General features: G+C 72.6%; 16 protein-coding genes and 3 tRNA genes. 10 read left to right on the top strand and 9 right to left on the bottom strand.

Annotated features, from left to right (window positions below):
- Window positions 1-208: 208 nt before the first annotated feature.
- From TU31_RS09005 to TU31_RS08970, 8 genes are all read left to right on the top strand, one after another.
- A complete protein-coding gene (locus TU31_RS09005) occupies window positions 209-529 on the top strand; it encodes a histone-like nucleoid-structuring protein Lsr2 (protein WP_030086195.1) in 321 nt (106 codons plus the stop codon).
- Window positions 530-648: 119 nt separating this feature from the next.
- Window positions 649-720, top strand: a tRNA-Gly gene (locus TU31_RS09000).
- A gap of 74 nt (window positions 721-794) precedes the next feature.
- Window positions 795-867, top strand: a tRNA-Gly gene (locus TU31_RS08995).
- 158 nt (window positions 868-1,025) lie between these two features.
- Window positions 1,026-2,072, top strand: coding sequence for an ABC transporter ATP-binding protein (locus TU31_RS08990; protein ID WP_042151541.1), 1,047 nt, complete (start codon window positions 1,026-1,028; stop codon window positions 2,070-2,072).
- Window positions 2,069-2,884, top strand: a complete 816-nt coding sequence (locus TU31_RS08985; protein WP_181018568.1) for an ABC transporter permease — start codon at window positions 2,069-2,071, stop codon at window positions 2,882-2,884. The genes TU31_RS08990 and TU31_RS08985 overlap by 4 nt, the downstream gene beginning before the upstream one ends.
- Window positions 2,857-4,179: a sensor histidine kinase gene (locus TU31_RS08980; RefSeq protein WP_245698460.1), complete on the top strand. Its 1,323-nt coding sequence runs from the start codon at window positions 2,857-2,859 to the stop codon at window positions 4,177-4,179. The genes TU31_RS08985 and TU31_RS08980 overlap by 28 nt, the downstream gene beginning before the upstream one ends.
- A gap of 122 nt (window positions 4,180-4,301) precedes the next feature.
- Window positions 4,302-4,904, top strand: coding sequence for a response regulator transcription factor (locus TU31_RS08975; RefSeq protein ID WP_042151969.1), 603 nt, complete (start codon window positions 4,302-4,304; stop codon window positions 4,902-4,904).
- Window positions 4,905-4,957: 53 nt separating this feature from the next.
- A tRNA-Gly gene (locus tag TU31_RS08970) sits at window positions 4,958-5,030 on the top strand.
- Between the two features lie 42 nt (window positions 5,031-5,072).
- On the opposite strand, the gene TU31_RS08965 is transcribed toward TU31_RS08970, so the two are convergent.
- Entirely contained in the window at window positions 5,073-5,972 is a 900-nt protein-coding gene (locus TU31_RS08965; protein ID WP_042151532.1) for a phosphoribosylaminoimidazolesuccinocarboxamide synthase, read from the bottom strand.
- A 98-nt stretch (window positions 5,973-6,070) separates the two neighbouring features.
- Window positions 6,071-7,411, bottom strand: a complete 1,341-nt coding sequence (locus TU31_RS08960; RefSeq protein WP_042151529.1) for an MFS transporter — start codon at window positions 7,409-7,411, stop codon at window positions 6,071-6,073.
- A 187-nt stretch (window positions 7,412-7,598) separates the two neighbouring features.
- Between TU31_RS08960 and TU31_RS08955 the strand changes: the two genes are divergently transcribed.
- A complete protein-coding gene (locus TU31_RS08955) occupies window positions 7,599-8,453 on the top strand; it encodes a LysR family transcriptional regulator (protein WP_245698458.1) in 855 nt (284 codons plus the stop codon).
- A gap of 81 nt (window positions 8,454-8,534) precedes the next feature.
- Here TU31_RS08955 and TU31_RS08950 read toward each other — a convergent pair whose 3' ends face one another.
- The 3 genes from TU31_RS08950 to purD form a co-directional block, all read right to left on the bottom strand.
- Window positions 8,535-10,016 carry a N,N-dimethylformamidase beta subunit family domain-containing protein gene (locus tag TU31_RS08950; RefSeq protein WP_078885632.1) on the bottom strand — a complete coding sequence of 494 codons (1,482 nt, stop codon included), beginning with the start codon at window positions 10,014-10,016 and terminating at the stop codon, window positions 8,535-8,537.
- A 235-nt stretch (window positions 10,017-10,251) separates the two neighbouring features.
- Entirely contained in the window at window positions 10,252-12,081 is a 1,830-nt protein-coding gene (locus TU31_RS08945) for a hypothetical protein (protein ID WP_245698457.1), read from the bottom strand.
- 492 nt (window positions 12,082-12,573) lie between these two features.
- A complete protein-coding gene (gene purD / locus TU31_RS08940) occupies window positions 12,574-13,839 on the bottom strand; it encodes a phosphoribosylamine--glycine ligase (protein ID WP_042151524.1) in 1,266 nt (421 codons plus the stop codon).
- Between the two features lie 288 nt (window positions 13,840-14,127).
- Between purD and TU31_RS08935 the strand changes: the two genes are divergently transcribed.
- Window positions 14,128-14,895: an SLATT domain-containing protein gene (locus tag TU31_RS08935; protein ID WP_078885631.1), complete on the top strand. Its 768-nt coding sequence runs from the start codon at window positions 14,128-14,130 to the stop codon at window positions 14,893-14,895.
- Between the two features lie 424 nt (window positions 14,896-15,319).
- On the opposite strand, the gene TU31_RS08930 is transcribed toward TU31_RS08935, so the two are convergent.
- The 4 genes from TU31_RS08930 to TU31_RS08915 form a co-directional block, all read right to left on the bottom strand.
- On the bottom strand, window positions 15,320-15,970 hold the full coding sequence (locus tag TU31_RS08930) for a putative DNA-mimic protein (protein ID WP_042151518.1): 651 nt from the start codon (window positions 15,968-15,970) through the stop codon (window positions 15,320-15,322).
- A 95-nt stretch (window positions 15,971-16,065) separates the two neighbouring features.
- Window positions 16,066-16,743, bottom strand: a complete 678-nt coding sequence (locus TU31_RS08925; protein ID WP_042151515.1) for a GntR family transcriptional regulator — start codon at window positions 16,741-16,743, stop codon at window positions 16,066-16,068.
- Between the two features lie 162 nt (window positions 16,744-16,905).
- Entirely contained in the window at window positions 16,906-18,276 is a 1,371-nt protein-coding gene (locus TU31_RS08920) for an aspartate aminotransferase family protein (RefSeq protein ID WP_042151511.1), read from the bottom strand.
- Between the two features lie 134 nt (window positions 18,277-18,410).
- Complete coding sequence (locus TU31_RS08915; RefSeq protein WP_042151508.1) at window positions 18,411-19,250, bottom strand: VTC domain-containing protein; 840 nt, start codon at window positions 19,248-19,250, stop codon at window positions 18,411-18,413.
- Window positions 19,251-19,545: the final 295 nt, after the last annotated feature.

The raw sequence follows: 19,545 nt of genomic DNA, 5'->3' as shown, positions 1-19,545 counted from the left end.
GGTCAGGTATCGGCAGGAGTGCACCGCAGGAAAAATCCTCGAAAAGATCCGGGGTCCGGATTGCGGGAAGACACGCTGACAAAATTAACTGGGCTTCACAATGCAATGCCCATCGCTGTACAAATGAAAAAGCATTGATCCCAATCAGCCGGATCCGGAGCATCACCCCATGTCAACAAGGGGTTGCTCCCCGAAAGGACCGATATCCGTGGCGCAGCGCGTAGTAGTAACGCTCTCCGATGACATCGACGGAGGAGAAGCCGCAGAGACGGTCACCTTCGGATTGGACGGGAAGTCGTACGAGATCGACCTCAATCCCGCCAATGCGAAGAAACTGCGCGGTGCCCTCGCTCCGTTCGTCGAGGCCGGCCGCAAGCGGGCCAAGTCCGGCAAGGCCTACCACCGGACCGCGGTGAACCCCGACCCCGCGGCCGTCCGCGCCTGGGCCCGCTCCAACCAGATGGACGTCCCCCCGCGCGGCCGGATCCCGAAGAAGGTCTACGAGGCCTTCAACGCCGCCAATCACTGACGGAGTTGCCGGCATCCCTCGGCCCGCGCGCAGCCGACTTGCACAGCACCCCTACTGATCAGCTAGAGTCTGGAGCACGCCGAGGGGCGAGGCCGAAAGGCCGGACCTCACGGAGTCACGCGGGTGTAGCTCAGTAGTAGAGCGCCCTCTTTCCAAGAGGGAGGCGCAGTGTGCAATCCCTGTCACCCGCTCTGACTGCTCGACCTTCCTAAAGGATCAGGTAGAGTAGCTGTCGCGCCGCTCGGTGAAAGCCGAGTGGATGCCTGCGGACGTAGCTCAGTTGGTAGAGCGCAACCTTGCCAAGGTTGAGGTCGCGAGTTCGAGCCTCGTCGTCCGCTCAGATAAAGAAGGCCCCGGTCATTGCGACCGGGGCCTTCTTTCTGTGTCATCACCTCTCCCCCTTCCCTGCTTCCGCGCGGGGGCAACTGACATTTGTCATCAGCTGCGATGACAGCCCGCACTGCCCGGAACCTTGATCCGGCGGGACGCTGGTCTCATGAACATCGGGGAGAAAACCATCGGGGGTGTCGGCCGCGGCGGCGCGCGAAGCGCCGGTTCCGGGGCCGATGTGATCGAAGTCACCGGCCTGCGCAGGAGCTACGGTGCCGGCGGGCGGCGCACGAGCGGTCCGCGGGACCGTGGCGAGCAAAAGGCGCGGAGCGGGCAGCGGAGCTTCGAGGCCGTGCGCGGTATCGACTTCTCCGTCGAACGCGGGGAGCTGTTCGCGCTTCTGGGGACCAACGGGGCGGGCAAGACCTCCACTCTCGAACTGCTGGAGGGCCTGGCCCTGCCCACGGCCGGGCGGGTCCGGATCCTTGGCCATGACCCGTTCCGGGAGCGGCGCAAGGTGCGACCCCGGGTGGGCGTCATGCTCCAGGAGGGCGGCTTCCCCGCCGAGCTGACGCCCGCGGAGACCGTGCGGATGTGGGCGGGGTGCACCAGTGGGGCGCGCCCGGTCGATGAAGCGCTCGGCTCCGTGGGGCTGGAGCGGCGCAGGGATGTGCGGGTCAAGCAGCTGTCCGGCGGCGAGCGCCGGCGGCTGGATCTCGCCCTGGCGCTGCTGGGGAGGCCCGAGGTGCTGTTCCTGGACGAGCCGACGACCGGTCTGGACACCGAAGCGCGCCATGCCACGTGGGAATTGGTCCGCGAGCTGCGGGACTCCGGGACCACGATCGTGCTGACCACGCACTATCTCGAAGAGGCCGAGGAGCTGGCGGACCGGCTGGCGATCTTGCACGAGGGGCGGATCGCGGCGGCGGGGCATGTCGCGGACGTGGTCGCCGCACACCCCTCGCACATCTCCTTCGAGCTGCCCACCGGATTCCATCTCGGTGATCTCCCGCCGCTGGGCGAACTGGGCGTCCTCGGCCATGAGACGGACGGGCGCACGGTCCGGCTGCGGACGGACGACCTCCAGCGGGCCGCGACCGGCGTCCTGGTCTGGGCGCGGGACAAGGGGATAGCGCTGGGCAATCTGGATGTCAGGTCCGCATCTCTGGAAGAGGCATTTCTGCACATCGCAAAGGGGCTGGAGAACTCATGAGTGCAAGCGTGCGGGAAGCCGGCGGTATCGAGCGCGCCGGAACGCCCGGGGAGACGGGCACCGCGGCGCGTCTCCTCGCCCTGGGGCGGGCCGAGTTGACCCTTCTCGGCCGCAACAAGACCGCGCTGACGACCTCGCTGATCATCCCGGTCGCCCTGGCGTTCGCCATGAAGGGAGCGGTCGAGAACATGGTGGCCGGCACCGGGCTGTCGATCGGATCGGCGCTGTTGCCCGCGACCCTCGGATACGTCCTGGTCTTCGCCGTCTACTCCAGCCTCACCGGCTCGTATACCGCTCGGCGTGAAGAACTGGTCCTGAAGCGGCTGCGGACCGGTGAGCTGCGGGATCTGGAAATACTGGCGGGCACCGCGCTTCCGGCGGTACTGCTGGGGCTGGTGCAGTGTGTCCTGCTGGTGGTCCTGGGCGGCCTGCTCCTGGACGCCGGTCTGCCCACCGCGCCGCATCTCCTGATCGCCGGTGTGGTGCTCGGCATGGCCGCGACCGTGGGGTTCGCCGCGGCGTCCTCCGTTCTCGCCAAGTCGGCCGAGGCCGCTCAGCTCGCCGTGCTCCCCTTCATGATGGTGTCGCTGGCGGGGTCCGGGATGGTGGCCCCGCTGGACATCCTTCCGGAGCGGGTGGCCTCCGTGCTCGAACTGCTTCCGCTGTCACCGGCGATGGAGCTGATACGGGCCGGCTGGACCGGGGGCGAGGGCCTCAAGGAGACGGTGGGGCAGCTGATCACCGGCTTGGTCTGGACGGGGCTCGCGTTGTTTGCTGTCCAGCGGTGGTTCCGCTGGGAGCCGAGGCGCTAGCGGCGCAGGACGATCGGGACGACGGGGGCGGGCAGCGGATGATCGGCAAGCTACGGGCGATGTGGCGGCGGCGGGGCCAGATGGCCATGATCGACGCCTATTTCCGGGGCAGTCTGTACCTCCTCCCCTGGCTTCCCGTGCTCAGCGGGATGGCTCCCGTCATGGGCAGGGCGGGCAGCAGCCCGCTGCCGGTCACCTTGGCCGGTGTGGCCATGGGGCTGAATGTGGCTCAGGCCGCGCTGGCCGTACCGCTGTTGAACCGCGCGGTGAACCGCTATCTGGAACGGGGGGCGACGCCGCGCACCCTGTTGCTGGTCTCGGGGGTGCTGACCCTCGTCACGGAGGTCGCGTTGTTCGCGCTGATCACCGTCCATGGGCCTGCCGACAAGGACAGTGTGGGTTCGACGGGGCTGGCGATCGGCGCGACCCTCACACCGTTCTTCATGGCCCACAGCCTGGTGGTGTCCAAGCGGAAGTTTCTGGCCGCGCTGGCCGGCAGCGCCGTCGCAGCCATGGCACTGCTCTTCCTGCTCACGCATTCCTGGCTGAGCGCGGTGGGCATGGCGGTCCTGTTGTTCTTCGCCGGTATCTGGAGCTTCGGGCTGGCGCGGCCCACGGGCTGGCTGCTCGGCGTGATCTGGAAGCTGGATGCGGCCCGCGGCACCGAGACACGGCTCGCGGTCGCCGAGGAGCGGCTGAGGTTCAGCCGGGATCTGCACGATGTGATGGGCCGGAATCTGGCGGTGATCGCCCTCAAGGGCGAGCTGGCGGTCCAGCTGGCGCGGCGGGAGCGGCCGGAGGCCGTGGAGCAAATGGTGGAGGTGCAGCGGATCGCCCAGGAGGCCCAGCGGGAGGTCCGGGAGGTGGTGCGCGGCTATCGGAAGGCCGATCTCCAGGCGGAGTTGGCGGGGGCCCGTTCCATACTGCGGGCGGCCGGGGTGGACTGCCGTATCGAGGGCGAGGAAGGGGCGCAGCTGTCGCCGGAGGTGGAGTCGGCGCTCGGCTGGGTCGTCCGCGAAGGCACCACGAACGTCCTGCGGCATGCGGTGGAGGTGCGGAGCTGTGCGGTGCGGACCCGGATCGATCCGCAGCGCTCGGTGCTCGTGATGACCATGGAGAACGACGGCGTCACCCACCCGCCGGACGAGGCGGTCGCCGGATCGGTCCCCGGCAGCGGTCTCAAGGGGCTCCGGGAACGCCTTCGCCCCTTGGGCGGGAGCCTGACATCGGGCCGGGTCCCGAACGGCGGCTTCCGGCTGACGGTCGAACTCCCGGTGGGGGCGGCGAGTGGGTAGCGCGGGCGGGGCGGGGAGCGTGCGGGGAGCGGTCCGTGGTGGAGGGAGAGGCGGGGCGGGGAGCGTGCCGGGAGGGGTCGTGGTGGAGGGAGAGGCGGGGTGGCGGAGTGAATGAGCGGGCGATCCGGGTGTTGCTGGCGGATGACGAGCACCTGATCCGTGGGGCGCTGGCGGCGCTGTTGTCGCTGGAGGACGATCTGCTGGTGGTGGCCGAGGCGGCGACGGGCCCGGAGGCGCGGGCGATGGCGCGGGCGCATGAGCCGGATGTGGCGGTGCTGGATCTCCAGATGCCGGGGACGGACGGTGTGGCGGTGGCCACATCGTTGCGGGGCGAGGTGCCGGGGTGCCGGTCGATGATCGTGACGAGTCATGGGCGGCCGGGGCATCTGAAGCGGGCGCTGGAGGCCGGGGTGCGGGGGTTCGTGCCGAAGACCGTGTCGGCGCAGCGGCTGGCGGAGATCATCCGCACGGTGCATGCCGGAAACCGTTATGTGGACCCGGAGTTGGCGGCGGACGCGATAAGCGCCGGGGAGTCACCGCTGACGGTCCGGGAGGCGGAGGTACTGGAATGCGCCGAGGCCGGGGCGCCGGTCACGGAGATCGCGGCACGGGCGTCGCTGTCGCCGGGGACGGTGCGGAACTATCTCTCGTCGGCGACCGCGAAGCTGGGTGCGGAGAACCGCCATGCCGCGGCGCGCCTCGCCCGCGAGCGGGGTTGGCTATAGTGGACCCCGCACCGCGCGGCGGCGCCTGATTCCAGGAGCTTTGCGCGGAGCGTGCGGACGTAGCTCAGTTGGTAGAGCGCAACCTTGCCAAGGTTGAGGTCGCGAGTTCGAGCCTCGTCGTCCGCTCAAGGAAGAAAGGACCCCGGTCGGTGACCGGGGTCCTTTCCGTTATGCCCAGCTGAGGCCGGTGAGGCGCTGGTAGGCCTCGATGTACTTGGCGCGGGTGCTCTCCACGATCTCGTGCGGGAGGGCGGGCGGCGGCTCCTCACCCGTGCGGTCCCAGGCCGCGGCGGGAGAGGTCAGCCAGTCGCGCACGAACTGCTTGTCGAAGGACGGCTGGGCGCGGCCCGGCTGCCACAGGTCGGCCGGCCAGAAGCGCGAGGAGTCGGGCGTCAGGACCTCGTCGGCCAGGGTCAGCTGCCCGTCGGCGAAGCCGAACTCGAACTTGGTGTCCGCCAGGATGATGCCGCGCTCGCGGGCGATGTCGCGGGCCCGGCCGTAGACGGCGAGGGTGGTCTGCCGCAGCTCGGCGGCGACCTCGGTGCCGACCTGGTGGGCGACCTCCTCGTAGGAGACGTTCTCGTCGTGGTCGCCGACGGCGGCCTTGGTGGCCGGGGTGAAGATCGGCGCGGGGAGCTCGGAGCCGTCGACGAGCCCCTCGGGGAGGGCCAGCCCACAGACCGTACGGGTCTGCCGGTACTCGGCGAGACCGGAGCCGGTGAGGTAGCCGCGGGCCACGCACTCCACGGGGACCATGTCCAGCGACTTGCACACCAGGGTGCGGCCCGCCCAGTCGACGGGGGCGCCGGCCGGGACGTCGGTGCCAAGGACATGGTGCGGGACCAGGTCGGAGAGCTGGTCGAACCACCACAGGGACAGCTGGGTGAGGACACGGCCCTTGTCCGGGATCTCGGTGGGCAGCACCCAGTCATAGACCGAGGTCCGGTCGCTGGCGACCATGACCAGGTCACCGGCGGCATTGCGGTAGAGGTCGCGCACCTTGCCGGTGTGGAGGTGGGTGAGCCCGGGGACCTCCACCGGCTCAGGCTTTTCTACAAAACCGGGCACGCTTCCTCCGCGTAGGTTGATCCAGGAGTCCTACCGATTCTCCCTCACGCACGCCGGAGGTGGAGGACGGGGGCCGGGTGCGCCCCCGGAGTCCGGTGTCAGCCGGTGCGGCGGGTGCCCCGGCGGGCGATCAGCGCGAGGGTGGCCGCGGCCGGGACGACCGCTGCGAGCAGGATCGTGGCCGGGGAGAACCAGCCGGTGAGCAGGGTGATCGCGTACGGGGTGCAGAAGCCCAGGTAGCACAGGGCCCAGAAGCGTGCGGTCAGGCGCGCCAGCCGGCCCGGGGGCGCCAGGGCGGCGACCTCCGTCAGGCCGTACGCCACGCAGAGTCCGTATCCGGCGCCGAGGACGGCGGCGGCGAGCAGTGCGACATCGGGCCGTATACCGGCGACGGCGAAGGCGGCGAGGAGCAGGCCGAGGATGACGGCGGCGAGCCCGGCGACGGCGGTGGCGACGCGGTGCCGGGCGGCGAGGCGGCGGGCGAGCGGGGCGACGAGCAGCCCGGTGCCGGGGGTGACGGCGGTGACGAGGCCGGCGTACACGGTCTGCCAGCCGGTGAGCCCGGCGTCGACGAGCCCGGGGAGGGTGGCGAGGGCGATGCTGGGGGCGACGAACACCCAGGGGGCGACCGGGGCCACCAGGCGGCGGAAGGCGGTGCCGGGGGCGGGGGCGACTGTCTCGGAGGCGTTCCCGGTGGCCGCTGCCGGCACATGGCCGCCCGTAGGGGCTGCCGCGGTCGCGGGCCCGGCCGTAGTGCCCACCGCGACGCGCCCGCCCGTAGTGCCCACCACCGCCGCGCGCCCTCCCGTACGGGGCCCGGCAGTCGCGGATCCGGCCTGCATGGCCCCCGCCCCGCACCCCGCCGCCGTGGCCGTGGCCGTGGCCGCCAACGGCCCGCCGGCTCGGGCGGTTTCCGGCGTGCGGGCCGCGGCGAGGGCGGCGGCCGCGGAGAGGACGAGGTGTGGGAGGTACGCCGTGATCAGGGGCGCCGGGGCCCACTGGGCGATCAGTGCCGCCGCCGGTCCGCCGGTGGCGAAGCCCGCGGAGAGGAAGAGCCCCGAGCGGCGGGCCGCGGCACCGGCCGCGGAGACCGTGTCGTACGGCGGCGAGGACAGCTCCTTGATCCAGGCGCTGCCGGCACCGAGCAGGGCACCGGCGCCGATGCCGGTCAGAAAGCGGCCGGGCCACAGCAGACCGGTGACCGTCGCACCCGCCATCAGCAGCGCGGTCGCCAGCGCGGAGACCGCCAGCGCGCTGAACACGACGGGGCGTCGGCCCCGGCGGTCGGCGAGCGGGCCGCCCAGGAACAGACCGGGGATCAGGCCGAGGACATAGACGCCGAAGAGTGCGGTGGTGGTGGCCTCGGTCAGCCCGGGGCCGGAGTGGTAGGCGCCGAGCAGGGCGGAGAACTGGTTGGCGCTCCAGCCCGACGCGGTCATCACCCAACCGGTGCGCAGCCAGTGGCGGGGCGGAAGCGCAGGGGGGCCGGAGCGGAGACCCGCGCCGGAGGTTGCCGTGGTCGTCATGCAGGGCTTTCTACGGGCCGCGCGGGCCGCGGCGCCTCCCCCGTTCAGGAAGTGTGAACGGCCCCGGGTGCAGGCGCGGGCCGGAATTATCGTGGGCCGTATGGATCTGCGGCGGCTCTCCTCGTTCCTCGCCGTGGTCGAGGAAGGGCACTTCGGGCGGGCGGCGACCCGGCTGTTCCTGTCGCCCGCGGCGGTGACCGGCCATATTCAGCAACTGGAGCGGGAGTTCGGCACCCCGCTGCTGGAGCGGAGCCCCGTGGCACCGACCCCGGCCGGGCAACGGCTGGTCAGCCACGCCCGTACGCTGCTCGCCGCCGCCAACGCCGCCATGGACGATGTGGCGGACGTGGCCCAGGGGGCGGCGCCGCGGCGGCCGCTGCGGGTCGGCGTCATGGGCCACGGTTCGGCCGAGGTGACCCCGGCCGCGGTCAGCGCCTTCCGCCGGGCGCGCCCGGAAGTCCCCTTGTCACTGGTGCAGTTGACGTTCACCGAGCACTGCAGCGCGCTGCGCGAGGACCGGGTGGATGTGGCGTTCGTACGTCCCGCCTTCCACAGCGAGGGGATCACCGTCGATGTGCTGACGACCGAGCAGCGGATCGTGGTGGTGTCCGCGGCGTCCTCGCTCGCGGACGCCGCGGGCGAGGGGGTGCGGCGGGCGGACATCATCGACCTGCCGTATCTGCGGCTGCCGCCGCACACCCCGCGGCCCTTCACCGACTACCTGTACTTCGACGAGGGTGAACGGCGCAGCCCCGACTGGGCATTGACGCCGCACGACTGTCTGACGAGCGTGGTGGCGGGGCGGGGTGCGGGTTCGGCGCTGAAGTCGTTCGCGCGCTATTACCCGTGGCCGGGCACGGTGTACATACCGGTGCTGGACGCGCCGTGGGCACACAGTGTGCTGGCGACCCGGGAGAAGGACCCCGATCCGGAGTGCGGATCTTCCGGGCGCTGACCGTGGCGCTGGCACGGGAGTTGGGGCCGGCCGCCGCACGCTAGGGGCTGTCCCGTCATCCCCGGCGGTACGACGGTGGGCTCAGTCGCGTTTGCAGATGCGGTCGAGGAGGTTGGCGGTGGCGCGCTGGACGCGCTGGTCGACGTGGCCGGGGCGGTCGAGGGCGGGTGACCAGGCGAAGGTGCCGGAGGCGAAGACCCAGGCGCCGCTGGGGGCACGGTAGAGGGAGGTCTCCTGATGGCGGCGGGTGCCCTCGCTGTCGCGGTACGGGGAGTGGGCGAGCAGGATGCGTTCGGTGTGCTTGGGGAGGCTGGTGCGCGGGAAGTAGCGGTCGGCCTCACCGGCGACCAGGCCGGGGAGCTCATCGCCTTCGTGGGCACCGGTGGCCTCCCACAGCCAGTGGCTGCCGTTGCGGACGACCAGAGGGGCCGGTTCGGGGACCCGGCCGGCGTACTGGATGCCCATCAGCCGCTGTTCGGGGTCACCGTTCTCCCGCCAGAGCACGGGGCGGCCGGGGCCCTGGCGTTTGCGGCAGTGGAGCAGGGAGTCCGGGCCGGAGGGCGACGGGGAGAGGTCGACCTGCCAGTACATGGTGTTGGCGGAGAGGAAGACCAGGGAGGTGCCGGTGTCCCGGGCCGCCTCGACCGTGCGGCGCATGGGCACCGACCAGTATTCGTCGTGACCGGGGAAGACCAGGCCACGGTAGCGGGACGGGTCGACCCGGCCGGCGTGCAGATCGCGGGCATCGGCGTAGGCGAGGTCGTAGCCGTAGCGCTCGGCCCAGCGGATGAAGTCGTAGGCGTGGCCGACATGGAGGGGCAGGCCGGCGCCCGCGTAGGGGCGGTCGAAGGAGACGGTGGTGGCGGCGTCCCGCTCACCGAGCAGCGCGCCCTTCTCGTCCCAGGCGTGGTAGAGGCTGGCGCCGGTGCGGCCGTCCTCCGGGTAGAGGTTGTAGGCCTGCCAGGTGATGTCGGGCAGCAGCAGGAGGAGATCGGCGGGCTCGTGGTCGCGGACGGTGAAGGGGATGTGGGAGCGGTAGCGGCCGTCGGCGGTGGTGAGCACGGCGACATAGGCGCCGAGGTTCCAGAACGTGGGGACCTGGAGGCGCCAGGACAGCCACCAGTGATGGCAGGAGACCGTGCGCTCGGCGGTCAGCGGGGGCGGCTGGACGATACCGGCCAGCCGCGGGCTGGTGGTGACCTTGTGGGCGCCGGTGCCGCCGTAGTGGCCGATGCGGTAGATGTCGATGCTGAACGGCTGGGGCGGGTCGACCGAGACCCGGAAGTCGATGGCCTCGCCGGGGGCCACCGCACCGGGGCCGGCGAAGCCCTTGATCTGGCGGTGGACGTCATCGGCGGTGCGCGGGCCGTTGTGCTTGTGGGGTGCGGGCACGCTCAGATCGCCCTGGGCGACGGCGGGGTCGACGTACCAGGGGATGATGCGGCCGGAGTCGAAGTAGTTCTCGCTGCCGCGCAGCCAGGGCAGCGGGCCCTGCCCGAACGGGTCCGTGACCGCGTGGGCGAGGGCGCCCGACTCCCAGCGCCTGATCTGATCCGTCGCCACCTTCCACTCCCCTCCCGCGTCCCCCATCGGCCGCGGCCCCTCGGGCCGGTGCTGCGCCGGCGGGACCAACCCGGCCGGCCGTCCCCCAGCACATCACATTACGCACCCACTCCGTCACCCTTCGTCGTGAATTTAGATGCAACCGCCCCCGAAATGCGAACTGGAAGGGAACATTCAGCCGATGGAGCGAGCGGCCCGGGACGCCCGGCGCTCCGCCGGCCGCCGCGGACCGGTGTCATACCAGCCGGACCGGCTTTTCCGGCCGTACGCCGATCGTCGTCAGCCAGCCGCGCAGCGGCTCCGCATCGCCGTCGTCGACCAGGCTGAGCACCGGGCGGCCGAGGTCGGAGCGGCGGGCGCCGTCGACCAGCAGCGCCGGGCCGTCGAGCCAGTCCAAGCCCGGGGTGGCACCGGCGGTGTCGACGGCGGCGCAGCAGACCATGGCGGTGACGTGGTCGGCGAGCAGCTCGCGGCCCGTACGGGGCGGCTGGAGCGGGAACAGCGGGAGGCCGCCCTCGGCCATGCCGTCGCCCCAGGCCACACCGATGGCGGCGTCCTGCTGCGAGGTGCCGCGGGCGGCCTGGCGGGCCGCCTCCTCCCGCTCCTCGCGCTCGACCTCCGCGCCCAGCCGGGCGGCGACGAGATCGCCCGCGCACGCGTCATGGGTGAGCCGGTCGATGACGCGGGCCAGGGTCGGACCGGGGGCCGGGGCGGGCGGCTGCTCGTCGCGGCGGCCCATGGCGGGCTCGTCGGCGGGCGGGCGCTCCGGCGGGTGGTGGCCGGGCGTACGGGCGGCGGTGCGGGCGTACGAGAGGGGCGGGGCGGCGGGGGCCGGGTCCTGGGCCGGGGCCGCCGGTGCGGGCGGGGCCACCGGGAGCGCGGTCGCCGGGAGGTTGTCGAGTACGCGGTGGAGGCGGGCGGCCTCCAGGCGCCATTTCCGGTCCACGACCTCTTCCGGGTACTGGTTCCAGCCGACCGGTGACCAGTCGGGTCCCGGCTCGGCCGGGCCGCCATGGAAGAGGCGGGCGGCCAGCAGCGAGGCGGCGCGGTCGATGGCGCCCGGCTCCTCCAGGAGGTCGCAGGCGGGGCGCTCGCCGAGACGGGAGGCGAAGCCGTCGGCGAGGCGGTCCCGGCGGGAGAGCTCGGTGAGCGCGGAGACCACCCCGGCGTCCAGCCGGGACGGCCAGCGGCCCATCCGCCAGGCGGGCAGCGCGACCCGGGTCAGCAACCGGTCCCAGCCCGCGTACGCGAGACCGACCTGCTCCTGGGCGACGATCCGCAGGCCGTAGTCCACGGTCTGGGCGCGCTCGGAGGCGGCGGCCGCGACGGCCCGTTCCATGATCGTGGCGTGTTCGCGGCCGGCCCGCAGCAGCAGTCGCGCCACCCGGCCGACGAAGCGGAGCGGGAGGCCCCGCACCGGCCGCCGGGCGCGGGCGGACACCGCGACCGCGGCGTCCAGGCCACGGATGAAGCGGCGGGCGGCCGCTATGTCGGGGTGCGCGGACGGGCCGGTGCCGGCGACGACGGGGGCCAGCAGCGCGCGCAGCTCGGCGACCCGCATCCACCACAGGAACGGCGAGCCGATGACCAGGACCGGCGCCTCGGGCACCCGGCGTTCCCCGTCGGCCCGTCCTTTGGCGCGGCGGGGCGGGCCGTGGGCGCGGTGCGTACGGTCCTCCAGCCAGCTGTCGCAGTCCGGGGTGAGCGCTATGGCGGAGGGCGCGGGGACCTCCAGGCGGTCGGCGAGGTCGCGCACCAGGCGGTAGAGGTCGGGGGCCGACTTCTCGGAGATCGGGACGGACGGGCTCAGGGCGGGCCGGGCGCGCGCGACGACCACGGCGACCAGCGCGGTCAGCAGCAGGCTGAGCGCCGCGAGGCCGCCGGCGATCCAGCGGGCGAGGTCCCAGCCCGGGCCCGCGCCGAGATGGCCGGTCGCCCGGCCGGCGAGCAGCACCACGGCCACGGCCGCGGGCAGCAGCGCCACGGCCAGCGCGGTGCTGCGGATCCGCAGCACGGCGAGGGCGCGGGCACGCGCCGCCAGGACGCCTGTTTCCGGACTTGCCACGAGCCTGTACACCCCCTGCTGTCCTGATGGAGCCGGACGGAGAGAACACGGGACGGACGTACGAGAATTGCGCGTTGTGCGGAGCGAGCTCACTCCCCACCCACTGTGGCACCGGCCACTGACATCGCAATGCCGGTGAGCCACTTGCCGGACGCCGCCGTGATCACCGTGCCGGAATCCGGCACGGCCACCACAGGACGCCTGCGCGGCACCCTAGTTGGGGCTTTTCGTCTCGTCAGCCGGTTACTTGGTGCGGTCACTCGATGGAATGGCTTTGGGCAAAGCCGGGAACCGGTGTCGGAAGGGTAGGGGCCGCGGGCGATTCGGCCCGGTTTGCACTCACCGGCCAGGGGGTGACGCGGCCCGGTCTGCGCCCACAGACCTGAGGCATATGCCACGGTATGTGCCATGTGTCCCAGGGGAGATGTCACCGGCCGCGACGGACGCGAGGGGCACATCCGGGCGCCCCACGCGCCGTCGCGGCCGTGCGCGCTAGGCGCCCGCGGCCTCGTCCGCGACCTTGGCGGCGATGTCCGTACGGTGCTGGGACCCGTCCAGGGAGATCCGGCCGACGGCGCGGTAGGCGCGCTGCCGGGCGGTGGTGAGGTCCGAGCCGGTGGCGGTGACGGACAGCACCCGGCCGCCCGCGCTGAGCACCGCGCCGGAGTCGTCGCGCTTGGTGCCGGCATGCAGGACGTACGCCTTGGGGGCGTCCTCCGCCACGACGTCGGCGAGGCCGTCGATCGGGTCGCCGGTGCGCGGGGTGTCCGGGTAGTTGTGGGAGGCGATGACGACAGTGACCGCGGCGCCGTCGCTCCAGCGCAGCGGCGGGAAGGTGGCGAGGGTGCCGGTGGCCGCGGCGTGCAGCAGGCCGGCGAGCGGGGTCTTGAGGCGGGCGAGGACGACCTGGGTCTCCGGGTCGCCGAAGCGCGCGTTGAACTCGATCACCCGCACTCCGCGCGAGGTGATCGCCAGGCCCGCGTAGAGCAGCCCGGAGAACGGGGTGCCGCGGCGGCGCAGCTCGTCGACGGTGGGCTGAAGCACGGTGGCCATGACCTCGTCGACCAGCTTGGGGTCGGCCCAGGGCAGCGGGCTGTACGCGCCCATGCCGCCGGTGTTGGGGCCCTGGTCGCCGTCGTAGGCCCGCTTGAAGTCCTGGGCGGGCTGGAGCGGGACGACCGTCTCGCCGTCGGTGACCGCGAAGAGCGAGACCTCGGGGCCGTCGAGGAACTCCTCGATGACGACCCGGTCGCAGGCCAGCGCGTGGGCGCGGGCGGCCTCGACGTCCTCGGTGACGACGACGCCCTTGCCGGCCGCGAGACCGTCGTCCTTGACGACGTACGGCGCACCGAAGGCGTCCAGGGCCGCGTCGATCTCTTCCGGGGTGGTGCAGACATAGCTGCGGGCCGTGGGGACGGCCGCGGCGGCCATCACGTCCTTGGCGAAGGCCTTGGAGCCCTCCAGCTGGGCGGCCTGGGCCGAGGGGCCGAAGACCGGGATACCGCGGTCGCGTACGGCGTCCGCGACGCCCGCCACCAGGGGGGCCTCGGGACCGACCACGACCAGATCGGCTTCCAGGCCGGCGGCGAGTTCGGCGACGGCCTGGCCGTCGAGGGCGTTGACCCCGTGCAATTCGGCCACCTCGGCGATGCCGGCGTTGCCGGGAGCGCAGTGCAGCGCGGTGACGTCGGGGTCGAGGGACAGAGAGCGGCACAGGGCGTGTTCGCGGGCGCCGCCGCCGATGACGAGGACCTTCACGGTGGCAGCCTAGACGAGAGCCCCGGCCGCCCCGACGTCGGCCGGGCCCGGGGGTCGAGCGCCGCCGCGGCGGCTGGAAACTGTGCGTCACCGCGTTGGCCACTCTTTCGGGTGAGAAGCCCGGCGGCCTTATACCCGATCCCGCACCACTTCCGGGCGGAAAGAGCGTGATCGTGGGGCCGACGCCAGCCGTTCGGCGGTAGGAAGGGGGACTGCGCGCAACGGCCGTCCCGGATGTCACGCGTGCACCGCACGTATCTGTGAAGAACGTAGAGAGAGAGCGCACGGGTGAGTCAGCCGGAGATGCAGCCCGAGGGGCCCCCTCGGGAGAGCCGCCGCCCCCAGCGGGAGAGCGGCGGCCGGGGGCCCGTCCGCCGGGATCTCGCCGGACGGGTCTTCCCGCTCGGCGACTGGGGCGAACCGGCCGACCGTCTGGACGCGCTCTATCTCTGGACCGAGGAGGGCGCGCTGCGCGCCGCCGACTGGTACCTGCACGACCGGGTGGCCAAGCGCCGCGGCGCGCGGGCACTGCGGCTGGGCGCCGCGGCCGCGGTGACGGCCGGCGGGGCGCTGCCGCTGCTGGACCTCGCCGGGGTCTGGGAGGGCGGCGCGTCCTGGGGCTGTCTGTCGCTGCTGCTGGCCGCGGTGTGCGTGGGCGGCGACCGGTATTTCGGGGTGACCGCCGGATGGATGCGGGACCTGGCGACCGCGCAGGCGATCCACCGGCGGCTGGAGGCGCTCCAGTTCGACTGGGCAACGGAGAGCGTACGGGAGGTGCTCGGGCCGGCCGAGGGCACCGCGGGCGAGGCGGCGGAGCGCTGTCTGGGCGTACTGCGGCGCTTCAACGAGGACCTCGGCGAGCTGGTGCGGGCCGAAACGGCCGACTGGATGGCGGAATTCCGGGCCGATTCGCTGCGCTTTGCCGCGGGCGACGGGGGCGGCTCCGCCGCCGTGGCGCCGCGTCCGGAGGGCGCGGCGCCGTCGGGGCGGTTTGCGGTGCCGCGGGCGCCGCGGCCGAATATGCCTCGGCAGCGGCCGCCGGAAGGGCCTCGGTAGGGCCTTCCCACGTTTTCGGCTGTCCCGCCGTGGGGGTGCTCGCCGTTTGTGGCCCGCTGCGCGGTGCCCTCGCCGGGCGCTGCGCTTTGGCTTCGGCCCGCGTTTGCGGCTGTCCCGCCGTTCCGCTGCGCTTTGCCTTCGGCCCGCGTTTGCGGCTGTCCCGCCGTGGGGGTGCGCTGCGCTTTGCCTTCGGCCCTTGTTTTCGGCTGTCCCGCCGTGGCGCCTGCGGCGGGCCGGTCCGCTGCGCGGGGCTGTCGGGGTGCGGTGACGGGCCTCCGGGGCAGGGGTGTGGGACTGCTTCGCTTTACGTCCCACACCCCTGCCCCTCCGGCCCGTCACCTCCCGTGGGTGGGTGGGGAGATGCGTGTGGGTGGTGGCGGTTGGTGGGTGGGTGCGGGTGGTCGGTTGAGGGATGGGCCTGGTGCTAGCTGAAGACGATCATGGAGCCTTGGCCGAGGCTTCGGGTGGCGGCGGCGTGGAGGCCCAGCCAGACGTGGCGTTCTCGGGCGAAGGGGCTGTCGTCCAGGGGGGTGGCGGTGGCCCGTTCCTCCAGGGAGGTGGGGCCGGCCGGTGGGGCGGGGGCGGCGGGGGGATTGGCCGGATCGATGCCGAGGGATGGCGCGACCAGTTCGAGGTCGCGCAGCAGGCCGTGTGAGGAGCCGAGCGGGCCGCCGCCCTCCAGGAGTTCGTCGTTGGCCAGGGGGTGCGGGAAGTCGACCGGGACGTACGCGCCCGCGTGGTCGTAGTGCCACACCAGGTGGGACTGCTGGGCGGTGGCCTCGAACATCTCCAGCAACTGCTCGTAGTCGCCGCCCAGTTCGTCGACCGGAGTGACCTCCAGGCCGCACAGCCGCAGCAGGTAGGCGCGGCGCAGGAAGTGCAGGGCGTCGTAGTCGAAGCCGGCGACGGGGGCGACGTCACCGGACAGGCCGGGCATATAGCTGAAGACCGGGACCGGTGGCAGGCCCGCTTCCGTCAGGGCCTTGTCGTAGGCGGCGATCTCTTCGGAGAACGGGTTGTCGGGGCTGTGGCACAGCACATCGACGAGGGGTACCAGCCACAGGTCACATGCCACGAGTGTGGGCTCGCTTCCGGTCGGGGACGGGGACACCGGCGCACGTACAGCTACGGGTACGGCCCATTACGGCCGATGGTCGGGACAGCGTAGTGCTAGCCGCGCGTTCCGACGAGAGCGAGGGAGTGCTCGTTGTACTCGGTGATCAGCCGCTGGGCGGTGGCCAGGTCGTGCTGGATCAGGGCATCGGCCAGCGCGCTGTGGTCGTGCCACAGCAGCCCCTTGAGGTCGGCTTCGCGGCGCAGCAGCGGGACCGCGAACATCCAGGTCTGTACGCGGATCCGGTCGAGGAAGTCGCTGATGTAGGCGTTGTTCACGATGCCGCTCAGCTCGCGCCAGAAGCGCAGGTCATAGCCGATCAGCACGTCCAGGTCGCCGGCCCGCGCGGCCCGTTCGGCCTCGTCGGCGCGGCGCCGGATGGAGATCAGCACCCCGGCGGCGGTGGCGCGCAGGGCCTGGTCGGCGCCGCTGCGGAAGATGCCCTCGATGATCAGGGTGCGGGCCTCGACCATGGCGCGGAAGTCGTCGGCGGTGAAGGCGTGCACCTTGAAACCGCGGTGCTGTTCGACGTCGAGCAGGCCCTGGGCGCACAGGTCCAGCAGCGCCTCGCGCACCGGTGTGGCGGAGACGCCGTACTGCTCGGCGATCTCCTTGACGGTGAAGGGGTGGCCGGACGGCAGCCGGCCGGCCAGGACCTCGTCGCGCAGGGCGTCGGCGATCTGCTGGCGCAGGGTGCTGCGTCGTATGACTGAGCTGTCTCCGCCGGCGGCCATCGTGTGCGTCTCCTTCGACGTGCCTGACCGCGCAGATGGGTGCGGCCCCCGCCCACGATAGGCGAGGGCCGCTCCGGTTCGCTGCCCGAGGTTGCCGTGAGCATGCCGCACAGCACGCCCGTGACCTGCGGTTCCGGTCGCCGGGCGGGCCCGGCGCCGGCCTCAGACGGTGTGGGCGTCGGCTGCCGCGAGGGCCTCGTCGAGGGCGGCCAGGCCCTCCTTGGCCTCGGCCTCGGTGACCGTGCAGGCCGGGACGACATGCGTCCGGTTCATGTTCACGAACGGCCACAGACCGCCGCGCTTGCAGGCCGCCGCGAATTCGGCCATCGGAGCGTTGGCGGCGCCGGAGGCGTTGTAGGGGACCAGCGGTTCGCGGGTCTCCTTGTTCTTGACCAGGTCCAGGGCCCAGAAGACGCCCAGACCGCGGACCTCGCCGACGGACGGGTGGCGTTCGGCGATCTCGCGCAGCGCGGGGCCGATGACCCGCTCGCCGATGTCGGCGGCGTTCTCCACGATCCGCTCCTCGGCCATCGCGTTCATGGTGGCGACGGCGGAGGCGCAGGCCAGCGGGTGGCCGGAGTAGGTCAGCCCGCCCGGGTAGGGGCGCTGGTCGAAGGTGGCGGCGATCTCGGCGCTGATCGCGACGCCGCCCAGCGGGACATAGCCGGAGTTGACGCCCTTGGCGAAGGTCAGCAGGTCGGGGGTGACGCCGAAGTGGTCGGCGGCGAACCAGTGGCCGGTGCGGCCGAAGCCCGCCATGACCTCGTCGAGGATGAAGACGATGCCGTGGCGGTCGCAGATCTCGCGGACCCCGGCGAGGTAGCCGGCCGGCGGGACCATGATCCCGGCGGTGCCCGGGACGGTCTCCAGGATGATCGCCGCGATCGACTGCGGGCCCTCGAAGGCGATGGTCTGCTCCAGGTGCGCGAGGGCGCGCTCGCACTCCTGCTGCTCGTTCTCGGCGTGGAAGGCGGAGCGGTAGAGGAACGGGCCCCAGAAGTGGATCACGCCCGCCGAGGCGGTGTCCGAGGGCCAGCGGCGCGGGTCGCCGGTCAGGTTGATCGCGGTGGCGGTGGCGCCGTGGTACGAGCGGTACGCGGACAGCACCTTGGCGCGGCCGGTGTGCAGCCGGGCCATCCGGACCGCGTTCTCCACGGCCTCCGCGCCGCCGTTGGTGAAGAAGATCTTGTCGAGGTCGCCGGGGGTGCGCTCGGCGACCAGCCGGGCGGCCTCGGAGCGCACGTCCACCGCGAATCCGGGCGCGATGGTGCACAGCTTCGCGGCCTGCTCCTGGATCGCCGCGACGACCTTGGGGTGCTGGTGGCCGATGTTGGTGTTGACCAGCTGCGAGGAGAAGTCGAGGTAGCGGTTGCCGTCGTAGTCCCAGAAGTACGACCCCTCGGCGCCGGCGATCGGCAGCGGGTCGATCAGGCCCTGCGCGGACCAGGAGTGGAAGACGTGCGCGCGGTCGGCGGCCTTCACGGCGGCCCCGGCAGCGGGGTCGGCGGCGGAAGCGGAGGGCGTCGTGGTCACGGTCAGTACCTCGGATCGGGTCGCTCGGGTCCGCCGCGGGACGGTCGCGGCGAACGCCCTCAGCCTAGGGATCACGCCCCGGCGCCCGGTACCGACAGTGTGTATGGCGCTCACCACGCGCACGGACAGAGTGTCTACGGCCTGGAGGAAACTCCAGGGCGCGCTCCGGGCGGCAGTTGCCGGGCCGCGGCGGGGAACGCCGTCCGTACCGCGCCCGGCCAGTGCTCGTCGACCAGGTCCGGGCGCAGCGCCGACAGCCCCCCGCAGTACTTGGTGAATCCGGCGGCCGGTATGCCGAAGCCGGCCAGCAGCCGGTCCGCCTCCGTCGGCCGGCCGGCGGTCCGGGTCCCGACGAGGAGCAGTCCGCCGTCGGCCCGTAACGTCCGGCCGGTCGCCGGGTCGCGGCAGAGCAGCGCCGCATCGCAGGTGATGCGCTGGCCGTCCGCGACGAAGGTGGCCCGGAGGTACTCGGTCTCGACGGTGCGGAGCAGGTGCGCGGGGGCCGCGAGGCCGTAGGAGCGGTCCAGTACGGCGGCGAGGAAGCCGCGCGGGGCCGTGCCGAGGGCCGCGGCGTCCGGCAGCAGCGGCTGCCGGTGGGTGACCGTCTCGCCGCGCCGCCCCGTCAGCTTGACCTCGAACTGCCGCTCCCCGGTGTCCGCATAGCGCCGCTCACGGATCCGGTAGCGCCGGCCGCGGCCCTGCCGGGCGTCGTGGAAGGACCGCAGATCGGGGGTGTCGTAGTGGACGGAGTGGTAGCGGAACCAGCGGCGCCCGTTGATGCACAGCGCCGCGAACGGGCCGCCCGGCCCGCGGCGGCCGGTGAGTTCGGCCGCGAAGGCGGCGAACACCTCGACCGGGACGAGATAACTGCGGTCGAAGCGGGTGCGGAGTTCGGCGCGGGCCTGGACCTCGGCGAGCGGCACGGGGCGCGCGGCCATGGCGGCGCGGGCGAGGGCGCGTACGGCGGGGATCACACGGGCTCCTTGGGGACGGCGGGAGGGACGGGGAGCGTGCGGGGGCCGGGTGGCGTTGGGCTGTCGTCTGCGTGCGGGGTGGTGTGGGTGCGTGCTGGGTGGTGGGTGCTGTGTGGCTCAGTAGGCGTTGTACGTGCTGCGCCGCCGGGAAGTTCCGGTACGTGGAAAGAGACATCCGTTGGCGATGCATCCCGGCCAAAGTCGGTTCGGCGTATATCCGGGGCCCACCATTGACAGCATGCTGTCGTAAGGACAGGATGCTGTCGTAGAGGCAACAGGGAACGGCGGGCCGGGG

Source organism: Streptomyces lydicamycinicus, from assembly GCF_000829715.2.
GTDB lineage: Bacteria > Actinomycetota > Actinomycetes > Streptomycetales > Streptomycetaceae > Streptomyces > Streptomyces lydicamycinicus.
The sequence above is the reverse complement of the archived record's forward strand: the minus strand, read 5'-3'. Positions and strand labels throughout refer to the sequence as shown.

What these genes read in the sequence shown, in the direction of transcription:
- TU31_RS08990 (WP_042151541.1), top strand. Translation starts at nt 1,026, where the DNA reads ATGAACATCGGGGAGAAAACCATCGGGGGTGTCGGCCGCGGCGGCGCG.
- TU31_RS08985 (WP_181018568.1), top strand. Translation starts at nt 2,069, where the DNA reads ATGAGTGCAAGCGTGCGGGAAGCCGGCGGTATCGAGCGCGCCGGAACG.
- TU31_RS08960 (WP_042151529.1), bottom strand. Translation starts at nt 7,411, where the DNA reads ATGACCGCGTCGGGCTGGAGCGCCAACCAGTTCTCCGCCCTGCTCGGC.
- TU31_RS08955 (WP_245698458.1), top strand. Translation starts at nt 7,599, where the DNA reads ATGGATCTGCGGCGGCTCTCCTCGTTCCTCGCCGTGGTCGAGGAAGGG.
- TU31_RS08925 (WP_042151515.1), bottom strand. Translation starts at nt 16,743, where the DNA reads ATGGCCGCCGGCGGAGACAGCTCAGTCATACGACGCAGCACCCTGCGC.